This window comes from Paraflavitalea speifideaquila, assembly GCF_032395985.1.
Taxonomy (GTDB): domain Bacteria; phylum Bacteroidota; class Bacteroidia; order Chitinophagales; family Chitinophagaceae; genus Paraflavitalea; species Paraflavitalea speifideaquila.
This window is the reverse complement of sequence record NZ_CP135920.1, coordinates 2,851,187-2,875,054: the sequence shown is the minus strand read 5'-3', so window position 1 is coordinate 2,875,054 and position 23,868 is coordinate 2,851,187. Positions and strand designations below refer to the sequence as shown.

At 46.6% G+C, this 23,868-nt stretch carries 34 protein-coding genes and 2 pseudogenes; 15 read left to right on the top strand and 21 right to left on the bottom strand.

The annotated features are described in order from the left end of the window. Positions 1–399: 399 nt before the first annotated feature. The 5 genes from RS881_RS19720 to RS881_RS19700 all read left to right on the top strand — a co-directional run bounded on the left by RS881_RS19720 (position 400) and on the right by RS881_RS19700 (position 4,124). A complete protein-coding gene (locus RS881_RS19720) occupies positions 400–897 on the top strand; it encodes a GYF domain-containing protein (protein WP_315822634.1) in 498 nt (165 codons plus the stop codon). 29 nt (positions 898–926) lie between these two features. Continuing rightward, on the top strand, positions 927–1,634 hold the full coding sequence (locus RS881_RS19715) for a hypothetical protein (RefSeq protein WP_315822633.1): 708 nt from the start codon (positions 927–929) through the stop codon (positions 1,632–1,634). Further along, positions 1,625–1,816: a hypothetical protein gene (locus RS881_RS19710; protein WP_315822632.1), complete on the top strand. Its 192-nt coding sequence runs from the start codon at positions 1,625–1,627 to the stop codon at positions 1,814–1,816. Before RS881_RS19715 ends, RS881_RS19710 begins: the two co-directional genes overlap by 10 nt. A 261-nt stretch (positions 1,817–2,077) precedes the next feature. Continuing rightward, positions 2,078–2,374 (top strand): carboxypeptidase regulatory-like domain-containing protein, encoded by a 297-nt coding sequence (locus RS881_RS19705; RefSeq protein ID WP_315822631.1) that lies wholly within the window; start codon positions 2,078–2,080, stop codon positions 2,372–2,374. A 241-nt stretch (positions 2,375–2,615) separates the two neighbouring features. Beyond that, a complete protein-coding gene (locus RS881_RS19700) occupies positions 2,616–4,124 on the top strand; it encodes a saccharopine dehydrogenase C-terminal domain-containing protein (protein WP_315822630.1) in 1,509 nt (502 codons plus the stop codon). A 37-nt stretch (positions 4,125–4,161) separates the two neighbouring features. Here the strand turns inward: RS881_RS19700 and RS881_RS19695 are convergent, their stop codons facing one another. The 6 genes and pseudogenes from RS881_RS19695 to RS881_RS19670 all read right to left on the bottom strand — a co-directional run bounded on the left by RS881_RS19695 (position 4,162) and on the right by RS881_RS19670 (position 6,824). Continuing rightward, entirely contained in the window at positions 4,162–4,848 is a 687-nt protein-coding gene (locus RS881_RS19695) for an SIR2 family NAD-dependent protein deacylase (RefSeq protein WP_315822629.1), read from the bottom strand. Between the two features lie 308 nt (positions 4,849–5,156). Further along, positions 5,157–5,318 carry a hypothetical protein gene (locus tag RS881_RS19690; protein WP_315822628.1) on the bottom strand — a complete coding sequence of 54 codons (162 nt, stop codon included), beginning with the start codon at positions 5,316–5,318 and terminating at the stop codon, positions 5,157–5,159. 115 nt (positions 5,319–5,433) lie between these two features. Beyond that, a pseudogene (locus RS881_RS19685) lies at positions 5,434–5,927 on the bottom strand (DUF4349 domain-containing protein); the annotation flags it as partial. 35 nt (positions 5,928–5,962) lie between these two features. Beyond that, entirely contained in the window at positions 5,963–6,151 is a 189-nt protein-coding gene (locus tag RS881_RS19680) for a hypothetical protein (RefSeq protein ID WP_315822626.1), read from the bottom strand. A gap of 266 nt (positions 6,152–6,417) precedes the next feature. Beyond that, the gene (locus tag RS881_RS19675; protein WP_315824544.1) at positions 6,418–6,504 is read right to left on the bottom strand and encodes a hypothetical protein; all 87 of its coding nucleotides are present in this window, start codon (positions 6,502–6,504) and stop codon (positions 6,418–6,420) included. A 50-nt stretch (positions 6,505–6,554) separates the two neighbouring features. After that, entirely contained in the window at positions 6,555–6,824 is a 270-nt protein-coding gene (locus RS881_RS19670; RefSeq protein WP_315822625.1) for an EVE domain-containing protein, read from the bottom strand. Positions 6,825–7,653: 829 nt separating this feature from the next. Between RS881_RS19670 and RS881_RS19665 the strand changes: the two genes are divergently transcribed. The 3 genes from RS881_RS19665 to RS881_RS19655 are packed head-to-tail and all read left to right on the top strand — an operon-like array spanning position 7,654 to position 9,051. Beyond that, a complete protein-coding gene (locus tag RS881_RS19665; protein WP_315822624.1) occupies positions 7,654–7,875 on the top strand; it encodes a ferritin-like domain-containing protein in 222 nt (73 codons plus the stop codon). Then, positions 7,872–8,198 carry a ferritin-like domain-containing protein gene (locus tag RS881_RS19660; protein WP_315822623.1) on the top strand — a complete coding sequence of 109 codons (327 nt, stop codon included), beginning with the start codon at positions 7,872–7,874 and terminating at the stop codon, positions 8,196–8,198. Before RS881_RS19665 ends, RS881_RS19660 begins: the two co-directional genes overlap by 4 nt. A gap of 10 nt (positions 8,199–8,208) precedes the next feature. Next, complete coding sequence (locus RS881_RS19655; protein WP_315822622.1) at positions 8,209–9,051, top strand: ferritin-like domain-containing protein; 843 nt, start codon at positions 8,209–8,211, stop codon at positions 9,049–9,051. Positions 9,052–9,229: 178 nt separating this feature from the next. Here the strand turns inward: RS881_RS19655 and RS881_RS19650 are convergent, their stop codons facing one another. From RS881_RS19650 to RS881_RS19640, 3 genes and pseudogenes are all read right to left on the bottom strand, one after another. Next, on the bottom strand, positions 9,230–9,565 hold the full coding sequence (locus RS881_RS19650) for a DinB family protein (RefSeq protein WP_315822621.1): 336 nt from the start codon (positions 9,563–9,565) through the stop codon (positions 9,230–9,232). Positions 9,566–9,972: 407 nt separating this feature from the next. Next, positions 9,973–10,188 carry an AAA family ATPase gene (locus RS881_RS19645; RefSeq protein ID WP_315824543.1) on the bottom strand — a complete coding sequence of 72 codons (216 nt, stop codon included), beginning with the start codon at positions 10,186–10,188 and terminating at the stop codon, positions 9,973–9,975. 18 nt (positions 10,189–10,206) lie between these two features. Further along, positions 10,207–10,625, bottom strand: a pseudogene (locus tag RS881_RS19640) (ATP-binding cassette domain-containing protein); the annotation flags it as partial. An 889-nt stretch (positions 10,626–11,514) separates the two neighbouring features. Here RS881_RS19640 and RS881_RS19635 point away from each other — a divergent pair. From RS881_RS19635 to RS881_RS59695, 3 genes are all read left to right on the top strand, one after another. Continuing rightward, positions 11,515–12,318, top strand: coding sequence for a lipase family protein (locus RS881_RS19635; RefSeq protein WP_315822620.1), 804 nt, complete (start codon positions 11,515–11,517; stop codon positions 12,316–12,318). Positions 12,319–12,640: 322 nt separating this feature from the next. Continuing rightward, a complete protein-coding gene (locus RS881_RS19630) occupies positions 12,641–13,318 on the top strand; it encodes a DUF6597 domain-containing transcriptional factor (protein WP_315822619.1) in 678 nt (225 codons plus the stop codon). Then, a complete protein-coding gene (locus tag RS881_RS59695) occupies positions 13,242–13,457 on the top strand; it encodes a helix-turn-helix domain-containing protein (RefSeq protein WP_350340143.1) in 216 nt (71 codons plus the stop codon). Before RS881_RS19630 ends, RS881_RS59695 begins: the two co-directional genes overlap by 77 nt. A 57-nt stretch (positions 13,458–13,514) precedes the next feature. Here RS881_RS59695 and RS881_RS19625 read toward each other — a convergent pair whose 3' ends face one another. The 6 genes from RS881_RS19625 to RS881_RS19600 all read right to left on the bottom strand — a co-directional run bounded on the left by RS881_RS19625 (position 13,515) and on the right by RS881_RS19600 (position 17,057). Beyond that, positions 13,515–13,940 (bottom strand): hypothetical protein, encoded by a 426-nt coding sequence (locus tag RS881_RS19625; protein WP_315822618.1) that lies wholly within the window; start codon positions 13,938–13,940, stop codon positions 13,515–13,517. Then, positions 13,885–15,081, bottom strand: a complete 1,197-nt coding sequence (locus tag RS881_RS19620; protein WP_315822617.1) for an ABC transporter permease — start codon at positions 15,079–15,081, stop codon at positions 13,885–13,887. Before RS881_RS19620 ends, RS881_RS19625 begins: the two co-directional genes overlap by 56 nt. A 67-nt stretch (positions 15,082–15,148) precedes the next feature. Then, on the bottom strand, positions 15,149–15,607 hold the full coding sequence (locus tag RS881_RS19615; RefSeq protein WP_315822616.1) for an ABC transporter permease: 459 nt from the start codon (positions 15,605–15,607) through the stop codon (positions 15,149–15,151). A gap of 53 nt (positions 15,608–15,660) precedes the next feature. After that, entirely contained in the window at positions 15,661–15,975 is a 315-nt protein-coding gene (locus RS881_RS19610; RefSeq protein WP_315822615.1) for an ABC transporter permease, read from the bottom strand. Positions 15,976–16,075: 100 nt separating this feature from the next. After that, positions 16,076–16,366: an ABC transporter permease gene (locus tag RS881_RS19605; protein ID WP_315822614.1), complete on the bottom strand. Its 291-nt coding sequence runs from the start codon at positions 16,364–16,366 to the stop codon at positions 16,076–16,078. A gap of 265 nt (positions 16,367–16,631) precedes the next feature. Further along, the gene (locus tag RS881_RS19600) at positions 16,632–17,057 is read right to left on the bottom strand and encodes an MBL fold metallo-hydrolase (protein ID WP_315822613.1); all 426 of its coding nucleotides are present in this window, start codon (positions 17,055–17,057) and stop codon (positions 16,632–16,634) included. A 151-nt stretch (positions 17,058–17,208) separates the two neighbouring features. On the opposite strand from RS881_RS19600, the gene RS881_RS19595 reads away from it, so the two are divergent. From RS881_RS19595 to RS881_RS19580, 4 genes are all read left to right on the top strand, one after another. Beyond that, positions 17,209–18,489 carry an ABC transporter permease gene (locus tag RS881_RS19595; RefSeq protein ID WP_315822612.1) on the top strand — a complete coding sequence of 427 codons (1,281 nt, stop codon included), beginning with the start codon at positions 17,209–17,211 and terminating at the stop codon, positions 18,487–18,489. Then, on the top strand, positions 18,408–19,517 hold the full coding sequence (locus tag RS881_RS19590; protein WP_315822611.1) for an ABC transporter permease: 1,110 nt from the start codon (positions 18,408–18,410) through the stop codon (positions 19,515–19,517). Before RS881_RS19595 ends, RS881_RS19590 begins: the two co-directional genes overlap by 82 nt. Continuing rightward, entirely contained in the window at positions 19,514–19,675 is a 162-nt protein-coding gene (locus RS881_RS19585) for a hypothetical protein (protein ID WP_315822610.1), read from the top strand. The genes RS881_RS19590 and RS881_RS19585 overlap by 4 nt, the downstream gene beginning before the upstream one ends. 458 nt (positions 19,676–20,133) lie before the next feature. Beyond that, complete coding sequence (locus RS881_RS19580; protein WP_315822609.1) at positions 20,134–20,448, top strand: hypothetical protein; 315 nt, start codon at positions 20,134–20,136, stop codon at positions 20,446–20,448. A gap of 172 nt (positions 20,449–20,620) precedes the next feature. Here RS881_RS19580 and RS881_RS19575 read toward each other — a convergent pair whose 3' ends face one another. From RS881_RS19575 to RS881_RS19550, 6 genes are all read right to left on the bottom strand, one after another. Then, complete coding sequence (locus tag RS881_RS19575) at positions 20,621–20,926, bottom strand: hypothetical protein (RefSeq protein ID WP_315822608.1); 306 nt, start codon at positions 20,924–20,926, stop codon at positions 20,621–20,623. Between the two features lie 11 nt (positions 20,927–20,937). Further along, positions 20,938–21,393: a hypothetical protein gene (locus RS881_RS19570; RefSeq protein ID WP_315822607.1), complete on the bottom strand. Its 456-nt coding sequence runs from the start codon at positions 21,391–21,393 to the stop codon at positions 20,938–20,940. Between the two features lie 136 nt (positions 21,394–21,529). Further along, positions 21,530–22,129, bottom strand: a complete 600-nt coding sequence (locus RS881_RS19565; protein WP_315822606.1) for a hypothetical protein — start codon at positions 22,127–22,129, stop codon at positions 21,530–21,532. After that, positions 22,078–22,290, bottom strand: a complete 213-nt coding sequence (locus RS881_RS19560) for a hypothetical protein (RefSeq protein WP_315822605.1) — start codon at positions 22,288–22,290, stop codon at positions 22,078–22,080. The genes RS881_RS19565 and RS881_RS19560 overlap by 52 nt, the downstream gene beginning before the upstream one ends. Before the next feature lie 209 nt (positions 22,291–22,499). Beyond that, the gene (locus RS881_RS19555) at positions 22,500–22,898 is read right to left on the bottom strand and encodes a hypothetical protein (protein WP_315822604.1); all 399 of its coding nucleotides are present in this window, start codon (positions 22,896–22,898) and stop codon (positions 22,500–22,502) included. Positions 22,899–22,917: 19 nt separating this feature from the next. Continuing rightward, positions 22,918–23,586, bottom strand: coding sequence for a hypothetical protein (locus tag RS881_RS19550; protein ID WP_315822603.1), 669 nt, complete (start codon positions 23,584–23,586; stop codon positions 22,918–22,920). Between the last annotated feature and the right edge of the window lie 282 nt (positions 23,587–23,868).

The following is a 23,868-nucleotide window of genomic DNA, read 5'->3' as shown; positions in this document are numbered from 1 at the left end:
ATAAAATAATGCTATAAATGAAGTAGTTGTAAAAATAGAGTTTAGAATACAGAATACAGCATTTAGCATACAGAATCTTGGGGGTAAGTACCGGATTAATAGTTGGCTTCAGGGCGGCAGTAAGTGGCTGGTGTTAAAAAGCCAGGGTGAATGGGTATACGTTAATACCATCGGCTCAAACGCTTCTGAATTCTGTCATCTGTATTCTTGTATTCCAACGCTTTTAACAATTTTTCCGGCCAGGTTATTGGAATAAGTGGGGGCAAGTTATTAACTTGCATAGAACCTGGAAAACATCCACTTCCGATTCTTTTCTCTATTCCAATCCCCTGAAACACTACCCGACATCGTACCTCTACAATTGCTGAATGAGCTTTTGTGTATGCTTATCGATGAAATATGAACAAGTATTTATTACTCCGCGACAACAAGCAAACGGGGCCTTACTCGGTAGAAGAGTTGAAAGAAAAAGGTCTCAAGCCTTATGACCTGGTATGGTTAGATGGCCGAAGTGCTGCATGGCGTTATCCCAGTGAAATAGCCGAATTAAGCAGCTTTGCCCCTGCTGTTGAAGAACAACCTTATGATCGTTTCTACAAGAAGAAACCAGCGCAACAAGCCACTGCACAATCATCCGCTAAAAACGGCATCCAACAGGAAACTGTGCATACCGAAGCCGTTGTGGTTACCACACCAGTAGCCGTCACAACGAACGTTCCTCAAAATATTTCGACCAAGAAGATCTATGTCACCTTGCCTGCGGGAGCTGGCAATCGCAATAACAATACGACCACTACGGCCAATACCACGCCAGCCAATACCGACAAGACTGAAGCCGATGCCAATGCTGCTTTGCTGTTGGATGAAAAGTTTGCCCGGCTGCGGGAAGAAAAATAAAGCAAGCCGAAACAGCGGCCGCCAATCCGGTGATAGCCGATAAAGTCATTGGCGAGTCTATTGACGATCCTATGCCGGTAGCTGCTGTAGGTTTTTCAGCGATTGTTGAAAGGAATCATCCCCAGCAGGATGAGGGCTTGGCCCGCGTACTCCATTTGCGGCCTAATAACCATAAACTGGTCATGCGCAGTATTGCCGCCGCCTGCCTGTTATTGGGCGGTGTGATCATTGGGCTTATTATCAGCAATAGTCGCAATCAAAGGGACAGTGCAGCATTGGACCAAATGGTGAAACAGATCCAGGAGCGGGACCGGAAGAACCAACAGCTGGTGGCCCGGGAAGCCGCCGCTACGGTGCCCCTTCAGGAGAACCAGTCAACCAGTGATGCCAATGTGGCCACTGATCAACAACAACCAACCGTTGAACCAACCAGCCATAAGCAGGAACCTATTGGCCAACCTGTGAGCCATAAAACCGAGGCCCTTACCATCAAAGAATCCTTACCGGTGAAGGATGTATCACAAAGACAAACGGTAAAGGTCATTCCCGCCCTTGTTACGAATAAACCCGAAGAAACCCCTGTAAGCCGTCAGGAGGCGGAACAGACCCGTAAAAATATACACCAGCTGGTAGCCCTGGACGCCAATAAATACAAGATTGGGGTATTGGGCGGTATTTCTGATCTGCAGCTTACTATATCCAATAACAGCCTTTACCCCTTGATGAGGTGCAGGTAGAGGTGCGTTACCTGGGCCCCGAAAAGCGGGTAGTAAAAACCCAAATGCTCCTGTTTAGTGATGTGGCACCGGGTGAACAGAAAACAGTTGAGGCGCCCCGTACCAACCGGGGTGTAACAGTTGATTATGTTATTACCCGTATTAACTCCAAAGCCCTGGGGCTGGCCCATGCAGGATATTAAATTCCGGTTAACTTAATAACGTATTATAGTACTTCAAAAGCGATCAGCATGCTGATCGCTTTTGAAGTCCAGGATCTTCCGTCTCCCAGTGCCTCGCTATTTACCCACGCAGCCACAAACCATGGCACAAAAATTGAATAACTGTCATCCTGCGATTGCTTTATCATTCCCCCTCTCCCTTTTTAACCGTTGCCTTTGTGGATACCTGCCTGCCTTGAACAGCAGGATATTGGATTTGTACCATCGCTAAAACCATTCGTTATGAAAAAGACCATTGCCACGCTGGTTGTTATTATCATCGCGGTATTCAGTCTGCACGCCGTTCGCGTAATGCATCAATCGTCTATTACGGGGAAAATTTCACCTTCCGATGGAGCGGAAGTAGTGATCGCTATTAATGGAACAGACTCTCTTAAATTAAAGTCAGCCGACAGGGGCTTTAGCTTTATTGTAAAGCCCGGCGCCTGGAAAGTGTTGGTGAATGCTAAAAATCCCTACAAGGATGCCACGCTGAATGCCGATGTAAAGAAGGTCAAACGACTGACCTGGGCGAGATAAAACTACAACAATAACTCATTTTAAGGACGGCTCAGAACGAGAAAACCGGGCAGCTTACAGCGGTCCGGTTATTCTTTGTCTGGAAAAGTCCGGAAGACCGGAAGTTTGTACAAAACCAAGCGAAGTTACTTACCTACTTTCCGTCTTCCGGACTTTTGGACTTTCCGACTTTCAGACTGCCCTTCTTTGGGGCTCAAGGTCTTCCGGACTTTATTATCTTGCAAGCCATATCCGCAATTGCATGAAACATATTGTTGTGTTTGGCGCTGGTAAGTCGGCCACCTGCCTTATTGAATACCTGATCACCACTGTACAGGCCAACGCCTGGCAACTTACGGTAGCAGATAATAACCTGGCCCTGGTCCAATCCAAAACAGGCGGAGCGCCGCATACTCAGGCCGTGGCCCTGAATGTGGAAATGGAGGCCGATCGAAAGGCATTGGTAGCAAGCGCCGATATCGTGGTCTCTCTCCTCCCTCCCTCCCTGCATTTCCTGGTAGCCGGGGATTGTGTAGCATTGGGCAAACACTTGCTTACGGCCTCTTACGTAGATGAAAAGATTTCGGCATTGGCGCCCCGGATCCAGGACCAAGGACTCCTGTTCCTCTGTGAAATGGGGCTGGATCCCGGTATTGACCATATGAGCGCCATGCAACTCATACACCGCATCAAAAGTACTGGTGGGCGTATTACTTCTTTTAAATCGCATTGTGGCGGGCTGGTGGCACCTGAGAACGATGATAATCCCTGGCATTATAAGATCAGCTGGAACCCACGCAATGTAGTATTGGCAGGAAAAGCAGGGGCCGTGTACAAAGAAGATCAGCAGGAGGTTCACCTGCCTTATGAGGCGCTTTTCGATGCCAACCGGGTAGTGAAGGTGCCCGAACTGGGCCTTCTTGCGTATTATCCCAATCGTGATTCACTTAGTTATATACCCGTATACCAGTTGGAAGAAGCCGCCACTTTTATACGCACAACTTTGCGTTATCCGGAATTTTGCTTTGGCTGGAAAAACGTGATCGAACTAAAGCTGACGGATGAAACGGAGCAATATGATACGGATGGCATGACATTGCAACAGTTCTTTCAGCAACATTTTAATACGCATGGTTTTTCGGAATGGATAGAAACGCAATTGACAGCCAGGTTTGCCCAAACCAAACAGCTATTGGAGAAACTACAGCAATTGCTGCAGGCTGAGCAGGAGGTGGATGAGAAGGATCGCAAGGCATTGCAGGATTTCATGATGGTGGATGATCAGGGGCAACTGATGGACTTCAACCTGGATGAGGTAAAAACAAAGGCTGCGGCCACGGTAGCCGGCCAGATGCATGAAGCCAATCTATCTATGAAGCAATTGTTCTTCCTGGGTATGGAGGACGACAAAACGCTGATCAATAAAGGCACCTGCAGTACGGCCGATGTATTACAATTTGCCCTGGAATCCAAACTGGTATTGGGCAAGGAAGATAAGGACATGATCGTGATGTTGCATGAAATAGGTTATGAATCAGCAGATGGCGACTCCCATTATATCACCAGCACGCTTATTGTAAAAGGAGAAGACCAACTACGTACGGCCATGGCAAAAACGGTGGGGCTGCCACTGGGTATTGCAGCCAAACTCATTTTGCAAGGCAAGATCCAACTTACCGGCCTGCATATACCCATTCATGCGTCTATTTATGAACCAGTATTGAAAGAGCTGGAAGAACAGGGTATTGTATTCTTTGAACAAGGGTCATAAAGTGGCCCTTTTCAGGCCACTTCACAAGCGCTTATTTTTATATACCCCTTAGGAGATTACTGAATTCTTTTACTCCTTCTGTGGCGGGCTTTTCAATCAAAGTAAGATGGCCAACGGAAGAAGTATAGGGTATTTTTTTATCAATGATGTATTTCGGAATATGGTGGGCGGCATAGTTGACCAGCCCAGCGGCTGGATATACCACCAATGAAGTACCTACCACAGCAAATATATCAGCCTGCCGTACGATCCGTACGGCTTCTTCGATCATGGGTACGGGCTCTTCAAACCATACGATATGGGGCCTTAACTGGGCGCCATCTTCGGCCTTATCGCCCCACTTGATATCTCCTTTGATATCATATACCAGGCTTTCATCTTTTTCACTGCGCATTTTGAAGATCTCCCCATGCAGGTGCAATACCTTAGTGGAGCCTGCCCGTTCGTGTAAATCGTCGATATTCTGTGTTACGATATGTACATCAAAATCATTTTGCAGATCGGCCAGTCCAAAATGGGCGGCATTGGGTTGAGCTTGCAGTACATTGCCACGACGCTGGTTGTAAAACTCCAGCACCAGCTTGGGATTTTTGTTCCATGCCCTGGGTGTAGCCACTTCTGTTACTTCATATCCCTCCCATAGACCATCACTATCTCGAAAGGTTCTCAATCCACTTTCGGCACTGATGCCTGCACCGGTCAGGACTACTAATTTCTTTTTCATAAGATGATCGTATTTCAGTTGTTGTTTTTCTATTTTTATTAAGGGGGCTTCATGAGAAGGCAGGCGTGAATAGGAGTTGATATTAAAAATAGGTAACTAAATAGCAACAATCTTTGTTTGGCTACCTCTTTTGACCGCAGCAGCCCATTGCCGATCCACGAAAATACAGAAGGCGCCTGGCAACACCAAAGCTGCCAAACGCCGTTCTGCTATAAAAAGACCCAGCAATGAAAAACATACATCAAGGAACAAAGGTGAATCACCCTGCTGCCCGGTCTAAGCAGCGTTGCAGCGTAGTATACCTTAAATTATTCCTGGGTAGTGGGTGGCGCAGGCTGTGCTACTGCTACTCTTTTGGCAGGACGGTACTTACGGAATAACCACCATCCTGCTAACAATACCAGCCATGCGGGCCAAAGTGCAAGCAATAAAATGATTAGCTCTCCTACCCATGCCAGTCCTTCCCCCAATGCGAGTAATACTTTTTCCCAAAGCCGGGCGGCGTTTCCTGATCCCGGGCCTGGGGTCCAATACCTGGAAAAAGCTCAGTTCAATGGTGCTATAAGCGGCAGCATGGGTAAGGTAATTGATGCGGCCAGCCGCAGCCTCCATATTTTCCTGTATATCGTTGATCTCATTTTGTACCTGTAGTATCTCTTCCATGTTTTTGCCTGCTTGAGCAGGTCCAGGTAACGAAGTCTCACCTGGCGTTTGGCCTCCAGCCGTGATTTGGTATCTACCACTTCGCCCGTTACATCCTGCGAGGTGATTCGCTTCACCAGTATTTTTTCTTTACCGGGGGTAAGGGCCAGCACGGTATTATCAAACTGATCAACCGGCACTTTAATGGTAAGGCTGTTCTCTACTTTGTAATCCGATTCGCTTTGTTCTTCCCTGGCTATATAACCACCGGATTGTTTGACTGCGTTACGCACCAGATCGTTGAATTGGGTATAGGCTTTTACTTCTACCGACAAGGTGGCGTTCTTAATGATCTTTTTATCCCAATCGGGATTATCTGCAACCGCTTGTTTAGGGGTTGGCGCCTGGTGTTGCTGCTTTTTATCACCGGCCGGCATTTCATGATCTACCTGCTGCGCAATGGTATCAGCAGCTATATCAAGTGTTCGTTTTCCATTTTGTATTCGTCTGGGGCCGGGGCATGGGCTTGTGTGGCAGCAATTAATGCCAGCTTTGCTTCAGTAGGAAGGGATACTTCTTTTGACGCTTTATTCTTACAGGCATTGGTAGTCAGGAGCAGTACCGCCAATAGGGGTAACTGCCATTGTGTGTTGAATTTCATGGCTATACTTTTAGACGTAAGTGAAGATTAGATGCAGTAAATTTTATTTTACATAAAACAATTTGCAAATGATTATTTCCTGCTGTGGACTGTGCATACGGCTGTTTTTCCATACCCGTGGAGGTATAGTTAACATGCACTCAATAAAATGTATTGGATTTACAGCAAAGGGGCCCGTAGCAGGCCCCTTCAATGCGGACTTGTAATTATTTATACCCTACATGCAGAAAGGGTAACCCTTTGGAGGGTAATCAATAAAGGGGCGCTTACTCTCCTGCCAGTTCCATTACCACCGCCCATTCTTCGCTGGTAACCGGGCCTACAGACAGCCTCCCCAGGCGCACCAGGGCCATATTGGCCAATCTTTTATCGGCCTTGATCTGGGCCAGGCCTACGGGTTTCTTTAATTTTTATAGGGCGCCAGGTTCACCACTACCCAGGCATCCTCATCGGTAGTAGGGTCCTGGTAAAACTCTTTGGTTACTTTGGCTATGCCCACGATCTCCAGCCCTTCATTGCTATGGTAATACAATACCTGATCGCCTTTTTTCATTTCCTTCATAAAGTTGCGGGCTGCATAGTTGCGCACACCATCCCAATAGGTTTCCTTGTCTTTTACAAATTGATCCCAGGGATATTTGAATGGTTCGGATTTTACAAGCCAGTAAGCCATGGTAGTAATTTAATAACAGGTTGTAATTAAAAAGTAAAAATACATCCCCATAGGAAATTAAGCAGCGCTTACTACGGATTTCAATAAAAATGGATTTATGATCTTTAAAAACATAAAAATCGGGTTTGGTAAATCCAACAGGAGGCCTTCTTACGTAAGTAATTCAACTACCTCCAATACTGACTCCGCATAAGAAGAAAGTCGACCAAACCAATAGCCTGCTAAATCATCTATACTAAATGACATTTTTGTTCATATGATCGATCATGTGGTGTTACCCAGGAGCTAAAAGGCTCACACGAGGGCTGGCTTTTGCCGGCCTTCCCTTTTTATACCTATTACTACCGCCATAAGATCTATGAACCTCAACACCCTCCATCAAATCTTTTCTACCCATTCAAACCTTCTGTTTCTTCACTACGTATATATTGGTGCATCAGCATTTTTGTTATAACAAACCAGTCTGATTGTCTTTATTAAGCTTATAAAGTTCAGTCTCAAGTGCCCCAGTGTAAGCCTTCTGATCTCTAAAACATGTTTAATTATCAACAAATCTATTCAGTTAAATACTGAACAATGATGTTGGTCCTGGTAACGGATCATGTCCACACCTGATCATTTATTGTATCCACCAAAGGTTACGCTGTAACCTCTATTGTATCATTCAGCAAAAAAATTGTATGAAACAAAAACACTTGTATGTTTCTGAAGATCAGCATGCCATTACTGCAAAGGGAATGGCAAGAAGGCGCTTTTAACCCAAACAGCCGGGCTGGTTACAGTAGCGGCTCTGGCAGACGCCTGTAAGAAAGATAAAAATAATGATGACATGGGCATCAATCTCGGCAGTGGGGATATAGGTATATTAAACTATGCCTATGCACTGGAGCAATTGGAAGCAGCTTTTTATTTACAGGTTATCATGACCCCCTTTAGCGGCATCACGGCTACAGAAACCGCTTTGCTTACTGATATCCGGGATCATGAAGTAGCCCATCGTGAATTCTTCAAAAAAGCACTGGGGATAAAGCGATCCCGGGCCTGGAAGTGAATTTTGCGTCGATCAACTTCAGCAGCCGCGACAGTGTATTGGGCACAGCTAAAGCATTTGAAGACCTGGGGGTCTCGGCTTATAATGGCGCCGGCAAATTGATTACCAGTCCTGACTATTTATTGTTAGCCGGTAAAATTGTATCCGTGGAAGCACGCCATGCGGCCTTTATCCGCGACCTGATCTCCAATGGTTCCTTCGCCGATAATACGGTGATTGACAGCAATGGGCTGGACATGGCCAAAGCACCGAAAGATGTATTGGCCACGGCCTCGTCTTTCCTGAAGTCGAAGCTGAATGCAAATAACTTACCCACTTCCTAAAATAAAACACATGAATATCCATCATATTATTACAGAAGTAGAGCAGGTAGATCCTGAAATATACGACCGGCTCAATCCCCGTCGTAAGGTAATTCAGCAATTTGCGAAGCTGAGTGGTAAGCTGGCATTGGCCGCCGTGCCCCTGGCCCTGGGTAGCTTGTTTAGCAAGGCTTATGGCCGTGGTACCAATGGTACGGTGCTGGATGTATTGCAATATGCCTTAACATTGGAATACCTGGAAGCCGAGTTCTATACCAAAGCGGTTATGAGCGGCATTGTTCCAGCCGGACCACCCACGGGCGCTTTTACTACCATCCGTGATCATGAAAATGCGCATGTGAACTTTCTGAAAACAGCCATTACCGCCAGCGGTTCTACACCACGCACCAAACCAACGTTCGATTTTAGTGCCGGCAATGGCTCGGGCAATGGTCCGTTCAAAGATGTATTCACCAATTATGGCTTATTGCTGGCAGTAGCACAGACCTTTGAGGATACGGGCGTTAGGGCCTATAAAGGACGTGCAGCAGAATTGATAGCCAATAATGATGTACTGACAGCGGCACTGCAGATACATTCTGTTGAAGCCAGGCATGCGGCCCATATACGGTACATGCGCCGCAACTTTTTGAGTAATACCACCATTAAACCCTGGATCACAGGTAAAGATACCGGCGGTATCGGTGCTGCTGTACAGGCAAGTTATAATGGGGAGGACCTAACCACTCAGGCAACTATTGACATTGTAAATATCAACGGAACGGGCATTTCTGTTAATGCGGCTTCGGAAGCATTTGACGAGCCGCTGACTGAAGCAGCTGTACTGGCCATTGTGGATCCGTTCATCGTGTAAGACTAATGGAAGGAGTGTTCTAGTGATGAAAATAGAATGGTTCTAGCTTGACCTGTGCGGTGGCGGCTGCCATCGTACAGGTCTTTTTATCACCAGCCTTTCCTGTCACGCAGGGAAGTGATATGCGCTACATGGTGTTTACCATGCCAGGCATACATGCCCAGTAAATGCCAGAGACTCATCTCTTTTTATGTTCGGGATGCATGACGGTTCTTTTCCATTGGTCATTGCTCAGGTCGCGGATGGCGGCATGCCAGCGGGTATGTAATGCATACAATAAAGTAATAGATATATTTACGGGCACCACTTCTACATCGCGCAAACCGGCCCATAACCCTTCTTCATATGGCTTTATTACAGGATTATCTTCTGTAAGTCCCAGCTTAAAACGGGTATAAGCATTCATATGGCTATCAGGTACGTGGTGCACCACTTGTTTCACGGTCCAGCCACCATCCCGGTAAGGGGTATCGAACTGGCGTTCGTCCAGGTTTTCTATAGCCTCTTCCAGCAAACCCGGTAAGAACTGAATGTCCTGTAACCAGGCCTTTTTTGTTTATCAGAAAAGGGTTGGGGTTCGTATTTACCAATAGGATAACGTAAGTCCATGTTAATTTGAGAATTTGAAAATTAGGTAATTTGAAAATGATCCATTTTGGGCACCCAAAGAGGTGACACCTTTCTTTTGCTGCGAAAACGAAAAGGTGTCACCTCTTCGCTTTAAATCGATAATTTAACAATTAAGACAACCTATCACCTTACAGCCTTGCAAAGCACAGGCATTTTCAAATTTTCAAATTACCACATTAAATCATTACTCCCCTCTCAGATCATGGCCGGTTAAATGAATGAACACATCTTCCAGGTTGGCTTTCTTTACCTCCCTGGGGCGTTCAAAACCAGTAGCCACCAATTCATCGATCATTTTATCGGGAGTTTCAGGGCAATGATCTTCCCGGCATCAATAATGGCAATGCGATCACACAACATCTCTGCTTCATCCATATAGTGGGTGGTAATGATCACGGTAGTACCCTGGGCGCGGATTTTCAAAACAAGGTCCCAGAGGTTGCGCCGCGCCTGTGGGTCGAGGCCAGTGGTGGGTTCGTCCAGGAAAATGATCTTAGGTTGATTGATCAGGGTGGTAGCAATGGAAAAACGTTGTTTTTGACCACCGCTTAATTCCTTGAACTTGTTTTTGGCTTTGTCTTCCAGGTTTACGCTTTTCAGCAATTCGCGGCCATCAACGGTCCGGTTATACAAACCGGCAAACAGGTCGATCAATTCCAGGAGGTTAAGGCCGGGATAGAAGCCGGATGTTTGCAGTTGTACGCCAATGATCTTTTGATCTCATTGGGGTCTTTATCGAGGTTAAACCCGTTGACGATGACCTCGCCAGCCGTTTTATCGCGCAGGGTTTCAATGATCTCCAAAGTAGTGGATTTACCGGCTCCATTGGGACCCAGCAGGCCAAATATCTCTCCTTCCCGCACGTCGAAGCTGATGCCTTTCACAGCTTCAAACTGGCCATATTTTTTAACAAGGTTCTTGACCGAAATGATCACCTGACTCATAAAGACAATATTTGAGGCTGCAATCTAAGAAAGAATCGTCACTCATGGGCTGCCAGGGATGAGTTCCAGCAGTTCACCAGACCCATGAAAAAAATTACACTATGAAAAAGCCCCTCCACGTAGTGAGGGGCCTCATACACTGGGCAGGGGTTCATCGTACTTATAGGGTCACTATGAACATTTGGACATTGATGTTATGGCTAGCACCAGTACGTACTACAATCCCTGCCGGCATCTATAATCCACCAACGCATTACGGGTTATGCTAACCGTAAGCAAAACAGATTTAAGTAATGGTAAGTGGATTTTAATAGGAATGGACAGACGAATGCCATCAAATGAAAATTGGCAAAATATAAGCAATTAGGATTGACTTGAATTACCTATCAGCAGAGGAAATTGGATGTTGCCAGGCAGTGTTGATGAACAAAGTCATCATTGCAGAAAAAGTGGATTTTGAGTAAGGTAGTAAGGTTGAATGAGTGTGGCACAAATGGTATGCATCAAACGGTAAACTCTAATACTAATTTACTATAATATCTATCACGTAACAAATATAATTTCAATACTTGATCCCGAACAATAACAGAATATAGGGTGATCCTGGTCAATGACTATTTCGTCCACATTTTTCTTTTTCTTGTCATGAATCCTAATCTGCATCAACTCATGGGATAATAGGGGACTTTATAGGAAAATTCAATAGATTTATATAAAACAGTCTTATTATGCGGATACCGGGACATACTCCTTCATGCATACCCGCCTTATGGTACCACCCCTTGAATAAGCTTATTTTTGCACGCTTCTTGCACTCCTGCCCGGCCTATATGCTGCCAATGCCCAATCTATCCTGAAGCCTGGTTTTGAGATCCACGAATACCTGGAAATGCTGCGCATCAATGGCAGGATTGCGGATTCGGCCCTTATGAAGGAGCAACCACCCAAGCCATTACAATACCGGTTGATCCATCGCTCGCCGGAAGTGGGATTGAAGAACCAATGGGACCTATGGCTGAGGAAGGATGACCAGGTGGGGGTGATCAGCCTACGGGGTACGGTGGCCGATGCAGCCAGCTGGTTGGAAAATTTCTATGCAGCCATGGTACCGGCCACGGGACAGGTACAATTGAATGACAGTACAAACTTCTCTTATAAACTGGCCGAAAGCCCGGAGGCTACTGTACACGTAGGCTGGCTGATTGGCATGGCCTCTATGGCCCCTGCTATTGCCGAACAAATCAAGGCCTATCGGCAAAAAGGGGTGCAGGAATTTATCATAATTGGGCATAGCCAGGGCGGCGCCCTGGCGTTTTTGTTGCGTTCCTGGCTGCATTACCAAACAGCAGCCGGTGTATTGCCGCGTGATATTGTGTACAAAACCTATTGCAGTGCTGCGCCTAAACCGGGCAATATGCAGTATGTATACGATTATGATTTCATTACCCGGCCAGGTTGGAGCTATACGGTGGTCAATGCATCGGACTGGGTGCCTGAAACACCCTTTAGCCTGCAGTCGTTGAAGGATTTTAATGAATTGAATCCATTCACCAATGTAAAACCTGCCCTTAAAAAACAGCCCTTGCTGGTTCGCTGGTACCTGAACCATGCTTTTAATTCCATGGACCGTGTATCGCGGCGCTCACAAAAAAGTTTCGTAAGTACCTGGGCAAGGTGGTATTCAAACAGGTAAAAAATACTTGCCACAATTGAGGGAACCTGCCTACTCACCAGGTAGTAATTTTATGCGAGCGGGCAGCCCCATTATCCTGATGCCGGATGCAGTTTATCATCAAGAATTTGTATCCGATGGAAAAAATGTTTTCCTCCACCACATGCCCCCGGCCTATTATGCCCTGGCACAACGATTGTATGGAAAGCAGTGAGTGGGCGCTTGCTTCGGAGAGAGGCAGGGTTAAAGTAAAGAGGTGACACCTTTGCTCTTACGAGACGGACGAAAGGTGTCACCTCTTTGCTAGTCTATAAAACGTTATATTTGAGACAATCAGCTTTCCATGAACACCAGGTATTATACCATACCGCCTCCGCCTGTTCTGGCACCCTTTGTACGCTTTTTCTGGGTATTTGAGCACGATATAGCGCCAGGCAGTACCTACGTATATCGTTCCATGGCCGATGGTTGTGCCGAAATGGTATTCCACTACAAGGGTTTGTTCAGCCCCATTGCCGCCGATGACAGTATTACGCCGCTGTACAATTACTCTCTGCTGCAAGCGCAGTCCAAACACTTTAAAAGGTTTGTTACTCAGGAAAGTTTTGGCATTTTTGGCGCCTACCTCTACCCTTTTGCCATTCCACAACTATTTGGGTATGCGGCCACGGATATCATCAATCACATGATTGACCTGAAAGATCTCCTCGGCGTCGAAGGAACCTTACTGGAAGAAAGGATCATGTTGGCCATCAGCAATGAACAACGGGCCCAGCTCCTGGCAGCCTTCCTGGAAGCACAACTGCATAAGAACAAGCAACGGGAACCCACTATTCAAACGGCAGTGAAGCAAGTGATCCATGCTCAATCGCTCATGAACATAGAGCAGCTGTCGAACCATTACAATTTATCGCGGCGGCAGTTTGAACGCAAGTTTACGGAATATGCAGGCTTCACCCCAAAGTGTATTCCCGCATTATCCGTTTCAGGAAGCGCTTCAACAATATGGGAGCACCTTTAAATCGCTAACCGACATTGCCTACGAATGTGGTTATTATGATCAATCACATTTCATTCACGACTTCAAGGAGTTTTCGGGTTATCATCCCGGCCAATACTTCAAGGGAAGGCCGGAAGGTATAGAGTATAAGGAAGTATGATGGCTTTCTATTTTTGCGGCGGTACGAACCCCTCCACAATAACCTTTACTAACCGTATCACTCCATCCAAGATGAAAACTGCTCGTTGGCCAGCTCCGCATACCGCAAAGCAATATTACCGGCAAAATCATAACCAGCCAGGGCAAAACGGGCAGTATCGGTCTTAAAAGTGGCGTCTATATGCTGCCCTGCTTTATTGATGCGTTCCACCGCTGCTGCATCAGCAAATAATTGTTCACCCATGGACATATAGACCACCAACAGGTCATTGTTCCAGGCCACATTGTGTAACCGGGTTTCCGGCAGCAGGTTTCCCGGACTGTTAAAACAGGTGATCAACAGTAAGGTACCCTTGATATTATTGGACCTTGGGCGCACGGCCAGGTAATACCCATTGGTAGTATCACTTTTATCAAATACTACTTTTTCAACAGATTGGGCATTTGCCTGAAAGGGGAATAAGGCGATTGTCGCTAACAACAATACCAGTACAGTAAACAGGATACGGCGAACGGTTGAATAGATCATAAATAAGGGAATGGATATTATTATTCTGTTTTAAACTCTTCGAGGGGCTTGTGAGCGCCGCCCTGATACTTTGAAAGCTCACGGTGATCAACGCAATGATCACCGCCAGCAGCCCTGCCACTACAAAGATCCACCAGCTGATATTGGCCCGGTAGCTAAAAGCTTGCAACCATTCATGCATTACCCACCAGGCTACGGGTGTGGCCAGTACGATGGCGATCAATACCAGCTTCAGGAAATCCCTGGAAAGCAAGCCAACAATATTGGTAACACTTGCACCCAATACTTTGCGCACGCCAATTTCTTTGGTCCGTTGCTCGGCAGTAAACGCAGCCAACCCAAACAATCCCAGGCAGGCAATAAAGATGGCCAAACAAGCAAAAACGGTGGCCAGTGTACCTACAATGGATTCACTTTTGTATTGTTGCCGGTACCCTTCATCAATGAAAGAATAGGTAAAAGGGAAGCCAGGATTCATGGTACGGCAAAGTGTTTCCATAGCGGCCAGGGCCTCTTTTGTTTTACCAGGCTCCGTACGCACCAGCAGGTTATCGTAACTGTATTTTTCGTCCATCCGTATGATCATGGGTGTGATACGGTCGTGGAGGGAATTAAAATGAAAATCCTCTACCACCCCGATGATCGTTCCCTGCTTACCCCAGATAGAGAGAGGTTTGCCTACGGGGTCTTTATAACCAATACGGGCTGCCGCCGTTTGGTTGATCAGGAAGTTGTTGGAATCTGCAAATGCCGGGGAGAAGTCCCGTCCCGCAATAATATTCACCTTTAGCACTTTGGCAAAATCATACCATACACCCGTTTGATTGAAGGATATCATATCATTCGGGTCCTTACCTGGCCAGGTAACGCTTTCGGTGGTATTGCCGTTATATAAAGGATTAAGAGCCGCATGCGTCACCGCACGGATGCCCGGCATTTTCAGTAGTTCATTGCGGAAGGTGGTATACTTGTCGGCCAGGCCATGCTGACCGGGTATGCTGACCAGGTTCTCGCGGTCGTACCCAATATTTTTCGTTTGTATATAGTGCAGCTGCTTGTACACCACCAGCGTGCCGGTAATCAACAGCATGCTCATGATAAACTGAAATACCACCAGGCCGCGACGGAATAATATGGCCCCTGCTCCAAAACGCAGGGCGCCTTTAACACCCGAACCGGGTTGAGGGAGGAAAGAAAAAGGCCGGATAACTTCCTGCTAAAATACCCATAATAACCAACAGGCCGGAAAGGATGAACCATACCTGCGGCTGGCCAAGGGACAATACCAGTTGTTTTCCGGTCAGGTGATTAAAGGCTGGCAGGAATACCATCACCAACGCAACGGCTATAACCAGGGCAATGAGGGTTAGCAGCAAAGCTTCTCCCATAAATTGCCGGATCAGGGAAGCGCGGGCTGCGCCGATGGCTTTGCGAACACCTACTTCACGGGCCCGTTTTACAGACCGTGCCGTAGCCAGGTTGGTAAAATTGATGCCTGCAATCAACAATAGGAATATAGCCACGATAGCCAGCAAACGAACGGATTCGATACGACCTCCATCCTGGTAACCATTTTTAAAACCAGAATAGAGGTAGGCATTGGCTTCAGGTTGCAGGAACAACTCAATATGAAAAGTGGAATTAAAATCAGTATTTCTTCCTTTCAGAAAGTCTTTCAGCTTTGCATCAAACTTTTGACATCTGCATCAGCGCTAAGTTGTATACGGGTTTGCGGTCCGCCATTGGTCCAATCCTTCGCCCAACTGTTGCGACGGAGAAACTCATCCCAATTGAGCAGGTAATCATATTGTTCGGGTTCATTGGCAGGCAAGGTTTCAAATACAGCTGTCACCTGGTAATTGACTGTATTGTCGAACCTGATGGTTTGACCAATGGCCTGCTGGGGAGTACCAAAATAAGTTGCTGCCAGCTTACTGGAAATAGCTATTCCTGAAGGCGTATTAAGCGCATTGGCAGGCGTACCCTCCAACAGGGAATGCTGTACATGGCAAACCAATCGGCCCCGGCATAACGGCCTATCTGTCTGATGATCTTATCACCTACTGTCAGTACATGCCCTTCGGGCCAGGTTATACCAGCCGCATGTACCACTTCCGGGAATTGCTTTTAAGCTCCCCGGCCAAAATACCTGGTGTATCTCCATCGGCAACTACTTTACCGGATGAATATTCCCGTTCCATGATACGAAACAATGTAGAACTATTCTTGTACTGCCTGCCGATGCTTAATTCATCCTTGACCCAGAGAAATATGAAAAGACTGGCCGCCATTCCCAAAGCAAGGCCAAGGATATTAATAGCCGAAAAAGTTTTATTGCGGATCATGCTCCGCCAGGCAATCGTACAAATGCTTTTTACCATGCAGGGAATTTTGAAACAGTTTGAACCAAAAGCAATGCCCGTCTCTATACAGCTAATAATCAATCAAATACAAGAAATCTACCCAATCAAACTGTACGTTTATGATACAAATTACGTACGGTTTTAGGATGGCTGAAAGGCTATGCAGCAATGGGTTTACTTTCCCTGTTTGAACATCATGGGTTCGCCTGGTTGCAGGAAGATCGTTTTCTCCTGTATGAAGGGGCTTGCCGCGATGGAAGTGCGCAAAGTGGATTCTTTTTCTTTAAAATGTATCCAGCCCTTGTAATGGATGGGAATAAGGGTATTGGGCTGGAGTAGCCGTAATACGCAGCCCTTTTACTTTACTGGTTTCAATGGAAATGGTTTCCCAATTATCCAGTTCCGTTACCTGTTTCATTTCCCGGGCTGCTTTTTTGGTAGAGAGTACCCTTGCCGAAGTAGCTGCGAGGAATGCCTTTCCATTGGTATCCAGGTTGTCTTTATGCTGGTGATGGCTTAATAAAACAAGGTCAATATTTTGCAAGCTGGTCATGGGTACCGCCGGGTTTTCGGTTTTACGGGAGGCTGCCCCAAACCCATGATAGTACAAGCCGCCGGCATTGTCGAGCGTAGGATCGGTCAGTATACGGTAGCCGTTCATCTCCAACAGTATGCAGGCCGTATCAATATGGGTAATGGTAAGGTTCATTACTGGTATCGGCAGGCTTGTACCCCCTTGTAACAAAAACGTACGCCTGCTGTATCGTTAATGAACATATTGCTTTTTAACCCAACCTGATTATCAGTCTCTTAAAAACCGGTACTATTGTAGTGGTTGACTACATTATAACTTATCTGCTATGATTCGCAACATGCTTTTGACAGCTTTCAGGAGCTTACAAAAAAACAAGTTCTTTTCCCTCCTCAATATTACCGGCCTTGGCATTGGCATGGCTGTTTTCTTGCTCATTGCGTTGTATGTAAAGTTTGAGCGCAGTTATGAGGACTTTATTCCAGACAAGGATGATATATACCGGGTAAAACTGGATACCTGGCTCAACAATGAGCTGATCATGTCTTCTGCCGAGAATTATCCCGGTGTAGGGCCAGTCCTTCGCCATGAACTTCCCGGAGTAACGGATTATGCACGACTATACAATGTAGGCTATAAGAACAATGTGGTCATTACCTATAAGGAAGCCAAACCCGAACCCATTGCGCTCAAGCAACAGCATTTTTTATATGCCGATTCTTCCTTCTTGTCCATGATGGGTTACCCAATGGTAAAAGGAGATGCCCGGACAGCATTGGCAAGACCATTGACGGCCGTGATCTCTGAAACGTATGCAGCTTTGTATTTTAAACGGGAAGACCCTATTGGCAAAACCTTAGTGTTGCAAGACGATGACCTTAATATGGAGCCGGCACAGGTAACGGGTGTATTCAAGGACCTGCCGGAGAATACGCATTTACAATTTGATGTACTATTCTCCTACAAGACCCTGTTTGGGCGCGGCAATGAAAGTCCAGGACGGTATGACAATGGATGGAGCCGGAATGATATGTACACCTTTATCAGACTGCAACCCGGAACGGATCGCCAGGCCATTGAAGCCCGCTTGCCGGCAATCGTAGAAAAATATAAACCCGGTTCAAAGAATAATGGGCAACAATACGTGTTAGGCCTTCAACCATTAAAAGACATTCACCTTAGGTCGGCCCTGGCCGAAGAAGCCACTGCCAATGGCAATGAACGGATCGTTGTGTTCATGTCCGTAATCGGGCTTTTTATCCTGGTCATTGCCTGGATCAATTATATTAATCTCGCCACAGCCCGGTCGGTGGAAAGGGCCAAAGAGGTAGGAGTACGCAAAGTGATGGGTGCTTTCAAAGCACAGCTCATCAAACAGTTTCTTGTGGAGGCAGCGCTGGTCAATCTTATTGCCATAGCAGTAGCGGTATTGCAGATACTGATGGCCCTCCCTATTTCAATAGTTTATCGGGACTCTCACTTACTCACTCATCACTTTACCAATCCTGGTTTTTATCAGCTATTACTTTGTTATGGATTGGCGGCACTTTATTATCCGGCTTTTATCCTGCGCTGGTACTCTCTTCCTTTAAGCCGCTCACGGTACTAAAAGGAAAGCTGCAACACAGCGGCCGGGGCATTTTATTACGCCAGGGCCTGGTGGTGATACAGTTTATTGCATCCATCGTTCTCATAGCCGGCACCATCATTATTTACCGGCAACTGAACTTTATGATGAACCGCAACCTGGGTATGAACATTAACCAGGTGATGGTAATGGAGCGGCCCGCCATTACCAATCCTGATCGCGCCATCTTTATGCAATCCATAGACCTGTTTCGTAATGAGCTGAAGAAAATACCCGGTGTAACAGCTACTGCAGCCTCCCTGACGGTGCCGGGCAAACAACGGGAATACAAAGTATTGGTGAAAAGGATCGGTGGCCAGCATAATGATTCGGTAGTCGTACGGGCCAATAGTATGGACCATGATTTTCTGCAAACATTTCAAATGCAGTTAATAGCCGGCCGCAACTTTTCGCCCGCCTATGAAGATGAAGAAAACAGTGCAGTGATCGTTACCGAGTCAACAGCCCGGTTGTTGGGTTATACAAATGTGGCCGATATAGTAGGGCAGACCATTTCCATACCTGCTTTTGATGATTCACCACGAACCATTGTAGGCGTAGTCAACGATTACCACCAGGTATCACTTAAGAAAACGATCGACCCTGGTTTATTTGTTTTCTCAAAATACCAGGGTGAAATGTATTCCGTACGGATCAATAGCGATCAACCTGCACAAACGGTAGCCGCCATTCATCGGGCCTGGGATAGGGCCTTTGCGGGCAATCCTTTTACCTATTTCTTCCTGGATGAATATTTTAACCGGCAATACAGCAACGAGCGCCAGTTTGCTACCCTGTTCACAACATTTGCCATCCTGGCGATTGTGATCGGATGCCTGGGGCTGCTGGGGTTGTCGGCCTATACAGCCAGTCAACGAATCAAAGAAATTGGTATCCGCAAAGTATTGGGTGCTTCGGTAACAGATATTGCCAGCATGCTTTCAAAGGACTTCTTGAAACTGATATTCATTGCTATCGTAGTGGCCATCCCCTCACCTGGTATATCATGAACAATTGGCTACATGATTTTGCCTACCGGGTAGCCATTGGCTGGTGGGTATTTGTAATTGCCGGTATGAGTGCATTGCTGATTGCTCTGATCACCGTTAGCTTTCAAGCCATCAAGGCCGCCACGGCCAATCCGGTGAAGAGACTAAGAGCAGAATAAGAAGCGAAGGGGAACCACAGGTTGATGAAAAGTATACCCTAAAGTAATAGGGCACCCATGTAAAAAACATTGCACGGACTTCCAACCTTATCGCTTTTTCCACTCTTATTGAAAACCCTATTTATGCTTGCTAAAACAGCCCCCTGCTTGTTGTCTTACCTGAATCGCCTATATATCCTGTGCAGCTTTTTCCTGTTTACGTGCCAACAGATGACCGCTCAAATTACACCGGCGGCACAAAAGACCATTCAAGCCGTAATACAAAGGCAACAGCAGTTGCAACGAGTTACTTATACCATCCACCGATTAGACACATTCACTACAGCCACTATTTTGGAACATACTGGTCATTGCGATATTACAATGGACAGTACAGATCCTCTTTTTGGTTTTTCTTTCAGGGCCAACCGGGATGATATACCCTCCGAAACTGTATACACGGGGGCAAATCTTTTCAAATGGATACTGAAAAGCGTATCTATACTATGAATCTGAAACCAGGAAAAGGAATTATGGGCTCACCTGGCGGACAAATGGTTTTTCCTGACCTGGTAAAATTAGATACGAATGGTGTGATCAGCGCCAGTGTTACTGAAAATGATTCCTGTTATGTATTGCGGTTTGATTATGCAGACAACGCTACCTATAACGCCGAGCAAAGATTCAAGCTGCTGTTTATTGATAAACATAGCCTGCTGCCCATGGGCCTATACGATCACCTGGTATCACTGGGCAAACGGCAGGTGCTTACCAGGCAGGTACAAACCCTATAGAAAGAGCGTTTCTGTGCAGTTGTACCGCCTTCTACTTGTATTTGCGATAACACCTGTTCCCGGGCCTGCTTTCCATTTTCGGTTATGTACTGAAAGCTCCTGCCCTTCACCTCTTGCTCATAATGCAGCTTTGCCTGCCCGGCACTCACATAACTGATGGCATACCTCAACTCTACTTCCCGCGTCGTTGCCGGAAAACTGATATAGGCTTTAATTCCCTTGCCCGTAATATTGTTTTGGCTTCCAATCGTCCGTTCTCCCATACCCCTGTGGTGCCGCCAATACTCCATACACCATACAGGTATACTTTCACATCCCCATGCCAGGTTTCCATACCCATTACTTCTGTAGGAGAGGGAAAACGGTATTGCGCCTCGCCGCTATTGTATACGTCGAACAGGATAGCAGTATGGGCCGACTGTGGAAAACGGAAACGGTAAATACCCGTTTTCTTGCCTGGTGTAAAGTCAACCGTCACCTCCTCGTCGATCAGGTACGTGCTATAATGCCAGGGGCGGTTGATCTCAGGTCATGGTCATAAGCCATTTTTGCCTGCCAGCTTTCCCGGCTAAGGGGCTTGATGCAGGGCTTTATGGAGAATACCTGCCCCAACCGGCGCGAAACAATGTTTAAGGGGAAACTGGTGATCTGGTTATCCAGGTAATCTTTTCGTTGCGGTGCTACCCGGATCATTTGGTTGGGAAGCTGGATGGTGGGATGGGTAGGTTCCAGTAATTGGCCCACATTTCCGATGGTAGGATCAACGTATTCCAGGTTGGATCTTTCCATCACCTGCCGGGGAGCCCTGGCAGGCTGGCGGGCATATAAGATGGCCATGGGGTACAAGAAAAGTGAGAACAGCAGGGCTGTTTCATATTGTAGGCAAACATTTTCGTTGAATAAAAATCTACCTGCAATAAAACCGGGAGGCACTAATAAAGGCATTAATAAACCCATTAATTGAGAAATTAATGGGTTGTTTTTTAAGTTTTTAGATAAAATAATGAGATTAGGGTTTCACTGGGCTCCGCCCAGGTTACCAGGTTGGCAGAAGAATCGGTCCACGCCCTTCTTTTGTACTTTAGTGAATGGGTGGCTGTTCCTGGTTTTTGGGAACAGGCGGAAGCCCGCAACTATCCGTTTCAAGTTGTTCATCTATATCACAATGACTAAAAGGTTGTGGCGTGCCATCCGTTACGTGGCCATGCAGTGAGGTCGAAGACTCCCACCATATTACATTAGCCCCCAGGTCGTGTTCCCGCTTTTGCGTATTCCCTATCACTGTCACCAGATCACCCGTACGCAGGGTGGTGCCCAAAGTAGAATCATCGGGAGTAAGATCTGATGAGGCTGCCTTGCCGATCTGCCCACCCACAAAGGCCCCTGCCAGTACGGCTACCGCCGCAATAATGGCTGCCAGCAGCAGGGCCAGAATACAGAGAATAACCGTTGCGCATCCCGAAATAAGGATGGCTGCGATCACTACCCCCACCACAGCCCCGGCAATGCCGCCATACAAAGCACCTTTGGCAGCATTACATACCTGGGGGTTGAAATAATATACCCGCATCACCTCCGAGCGCCCGGGAATTGCATCGCCAACACAAAATACATAAGCGCCGCTGGCTTCTATGAGTGGCCAGTAACGCGATTTAACAACAATATCCAGCCGGTCGTGCATGGCAGTAAAGGAAACAGGTCTTCCGTTGTTTCACTGAAGCTGCCCACAATTTCATTGACTGCACCCGCAATACAATTTCTAACTCCATCACCCTGTGAACAACGATCGCTTACAAATAAGCCAATCATGATAATGCCGGCTACCCCTACCAGGCCAGCCATAATCGCCGCACCACCGGTAGCCCCTACAGCTACCCAAAAATGGTCAGTACCCCGCCCACTACTTCAATCGCTTTTAAAATGCCCAGTATCCCCAATATAGTAGACAGGACGCCTAATATGGTACCAAATTGGGTGATCGGTTCCGGAACAATGTCGGATGAATCCGGTGTACTACAACCCGGCAAAATTGGATTACATGCCATTTTGTTTTATTTAAAAAGTTTGGAAAACCTGCATAACAAATACCCGATCAACATGCCTATGAGCATACCCAACAGCCATGACCAGGGAAAAACATTCCATTTCCATGACCAATAGGTGGTGAGAAAAACTACGATGATCACATTAAAGAACGCGGGAATGGCAACCTGCGATAACTTCAGGCGGGCCATCACCACAAACAGAAAAAGGATCACGATCCAGTAAAACAGGATCAGCGCTACCGTTACCTGGAAAAACTGCTGTGTCGAAAAACTCAACGCTCCTTCATATTGTATATTCAATATAGTAAGCGTAATACCTGCCAGGGTTCCCGCTATCAGCCCCGTATTTCCGCAAAGGCCAATATGTTTCAGGTAGGTACTCAGCCATTTTATCATAGCATTCATATCCGGAGGTTTTAATTGTTTATGCGAAGCATTTGGTGACGCCGCCAACCAATGAACTATCGGCCAGCCGGCCAATAACACTCACCTCTTTTTCAATGTAGGCAGCAGGTGTACCTTGCAGGAAACCCGGCACTTCTACATGCAAGGTGGCCAGGAACTGTTCATGGGGAGCAAAAAAATGGCTGGCAGGACTGATGCTCGCCACCAGGTCGGTAGGCAGCACACTCAGGAAGATCTGGCGACTGAAATTGGAATTATTCAAAACCGGGATATGCATAGAAAAGTTTCTGCCCGATTCCGTAGTAAAGCTGCCATCATGCACCTGCGAACCATAGTTATTGATGAGGTTGGGATCATTGGGGTGTTGGATCTTTATATGCACCCCTGCCCGTTGATCACCATTCAGGGTACTTTGGTCAAGAGGAAAATTAAGCTCTACCTGGCTGGCAGGGCCCAGCGAGATCATTTTAGTAGCAAACAACTGTTCGATGGTACCAATACCAAATGGAGATATATAGTAATGTACCAGGGCATTGACAGCCGGCACGGTAGGAGATATATTCCTGACAACGACTTTGGCCTCGGGCAATAGGGTAAATGGCCCCCAGTTATTGGTGGTAATATCCGGACTGTTCCAACTAGGCACACCGCCTCCCTGCAGTACTTCCACCTGACTATAGATAGCCATATCGGGCTTTTCAATCGGCTTATCAAAAGTGACACACTTACACCGCCCTCTTTTTGTAGGATGTGGGCTTCGGCAATTACAAAGCCTGGACAAAAATTTCCGGTTGCAGATGCACGATTGGTGGCAGCAGCAAGTGCCGCACGTGATGAATGTGTTTGCTCCATGTTGGCATGTTGTTTTACGGTGATGTAAACCAATACAGTAGAAAGGCGAAAAGGCAGGATGCTAAAAATCAGTGAAGATCAACCAATCACAATGACCGGGTATACGGAAGTGTAACCT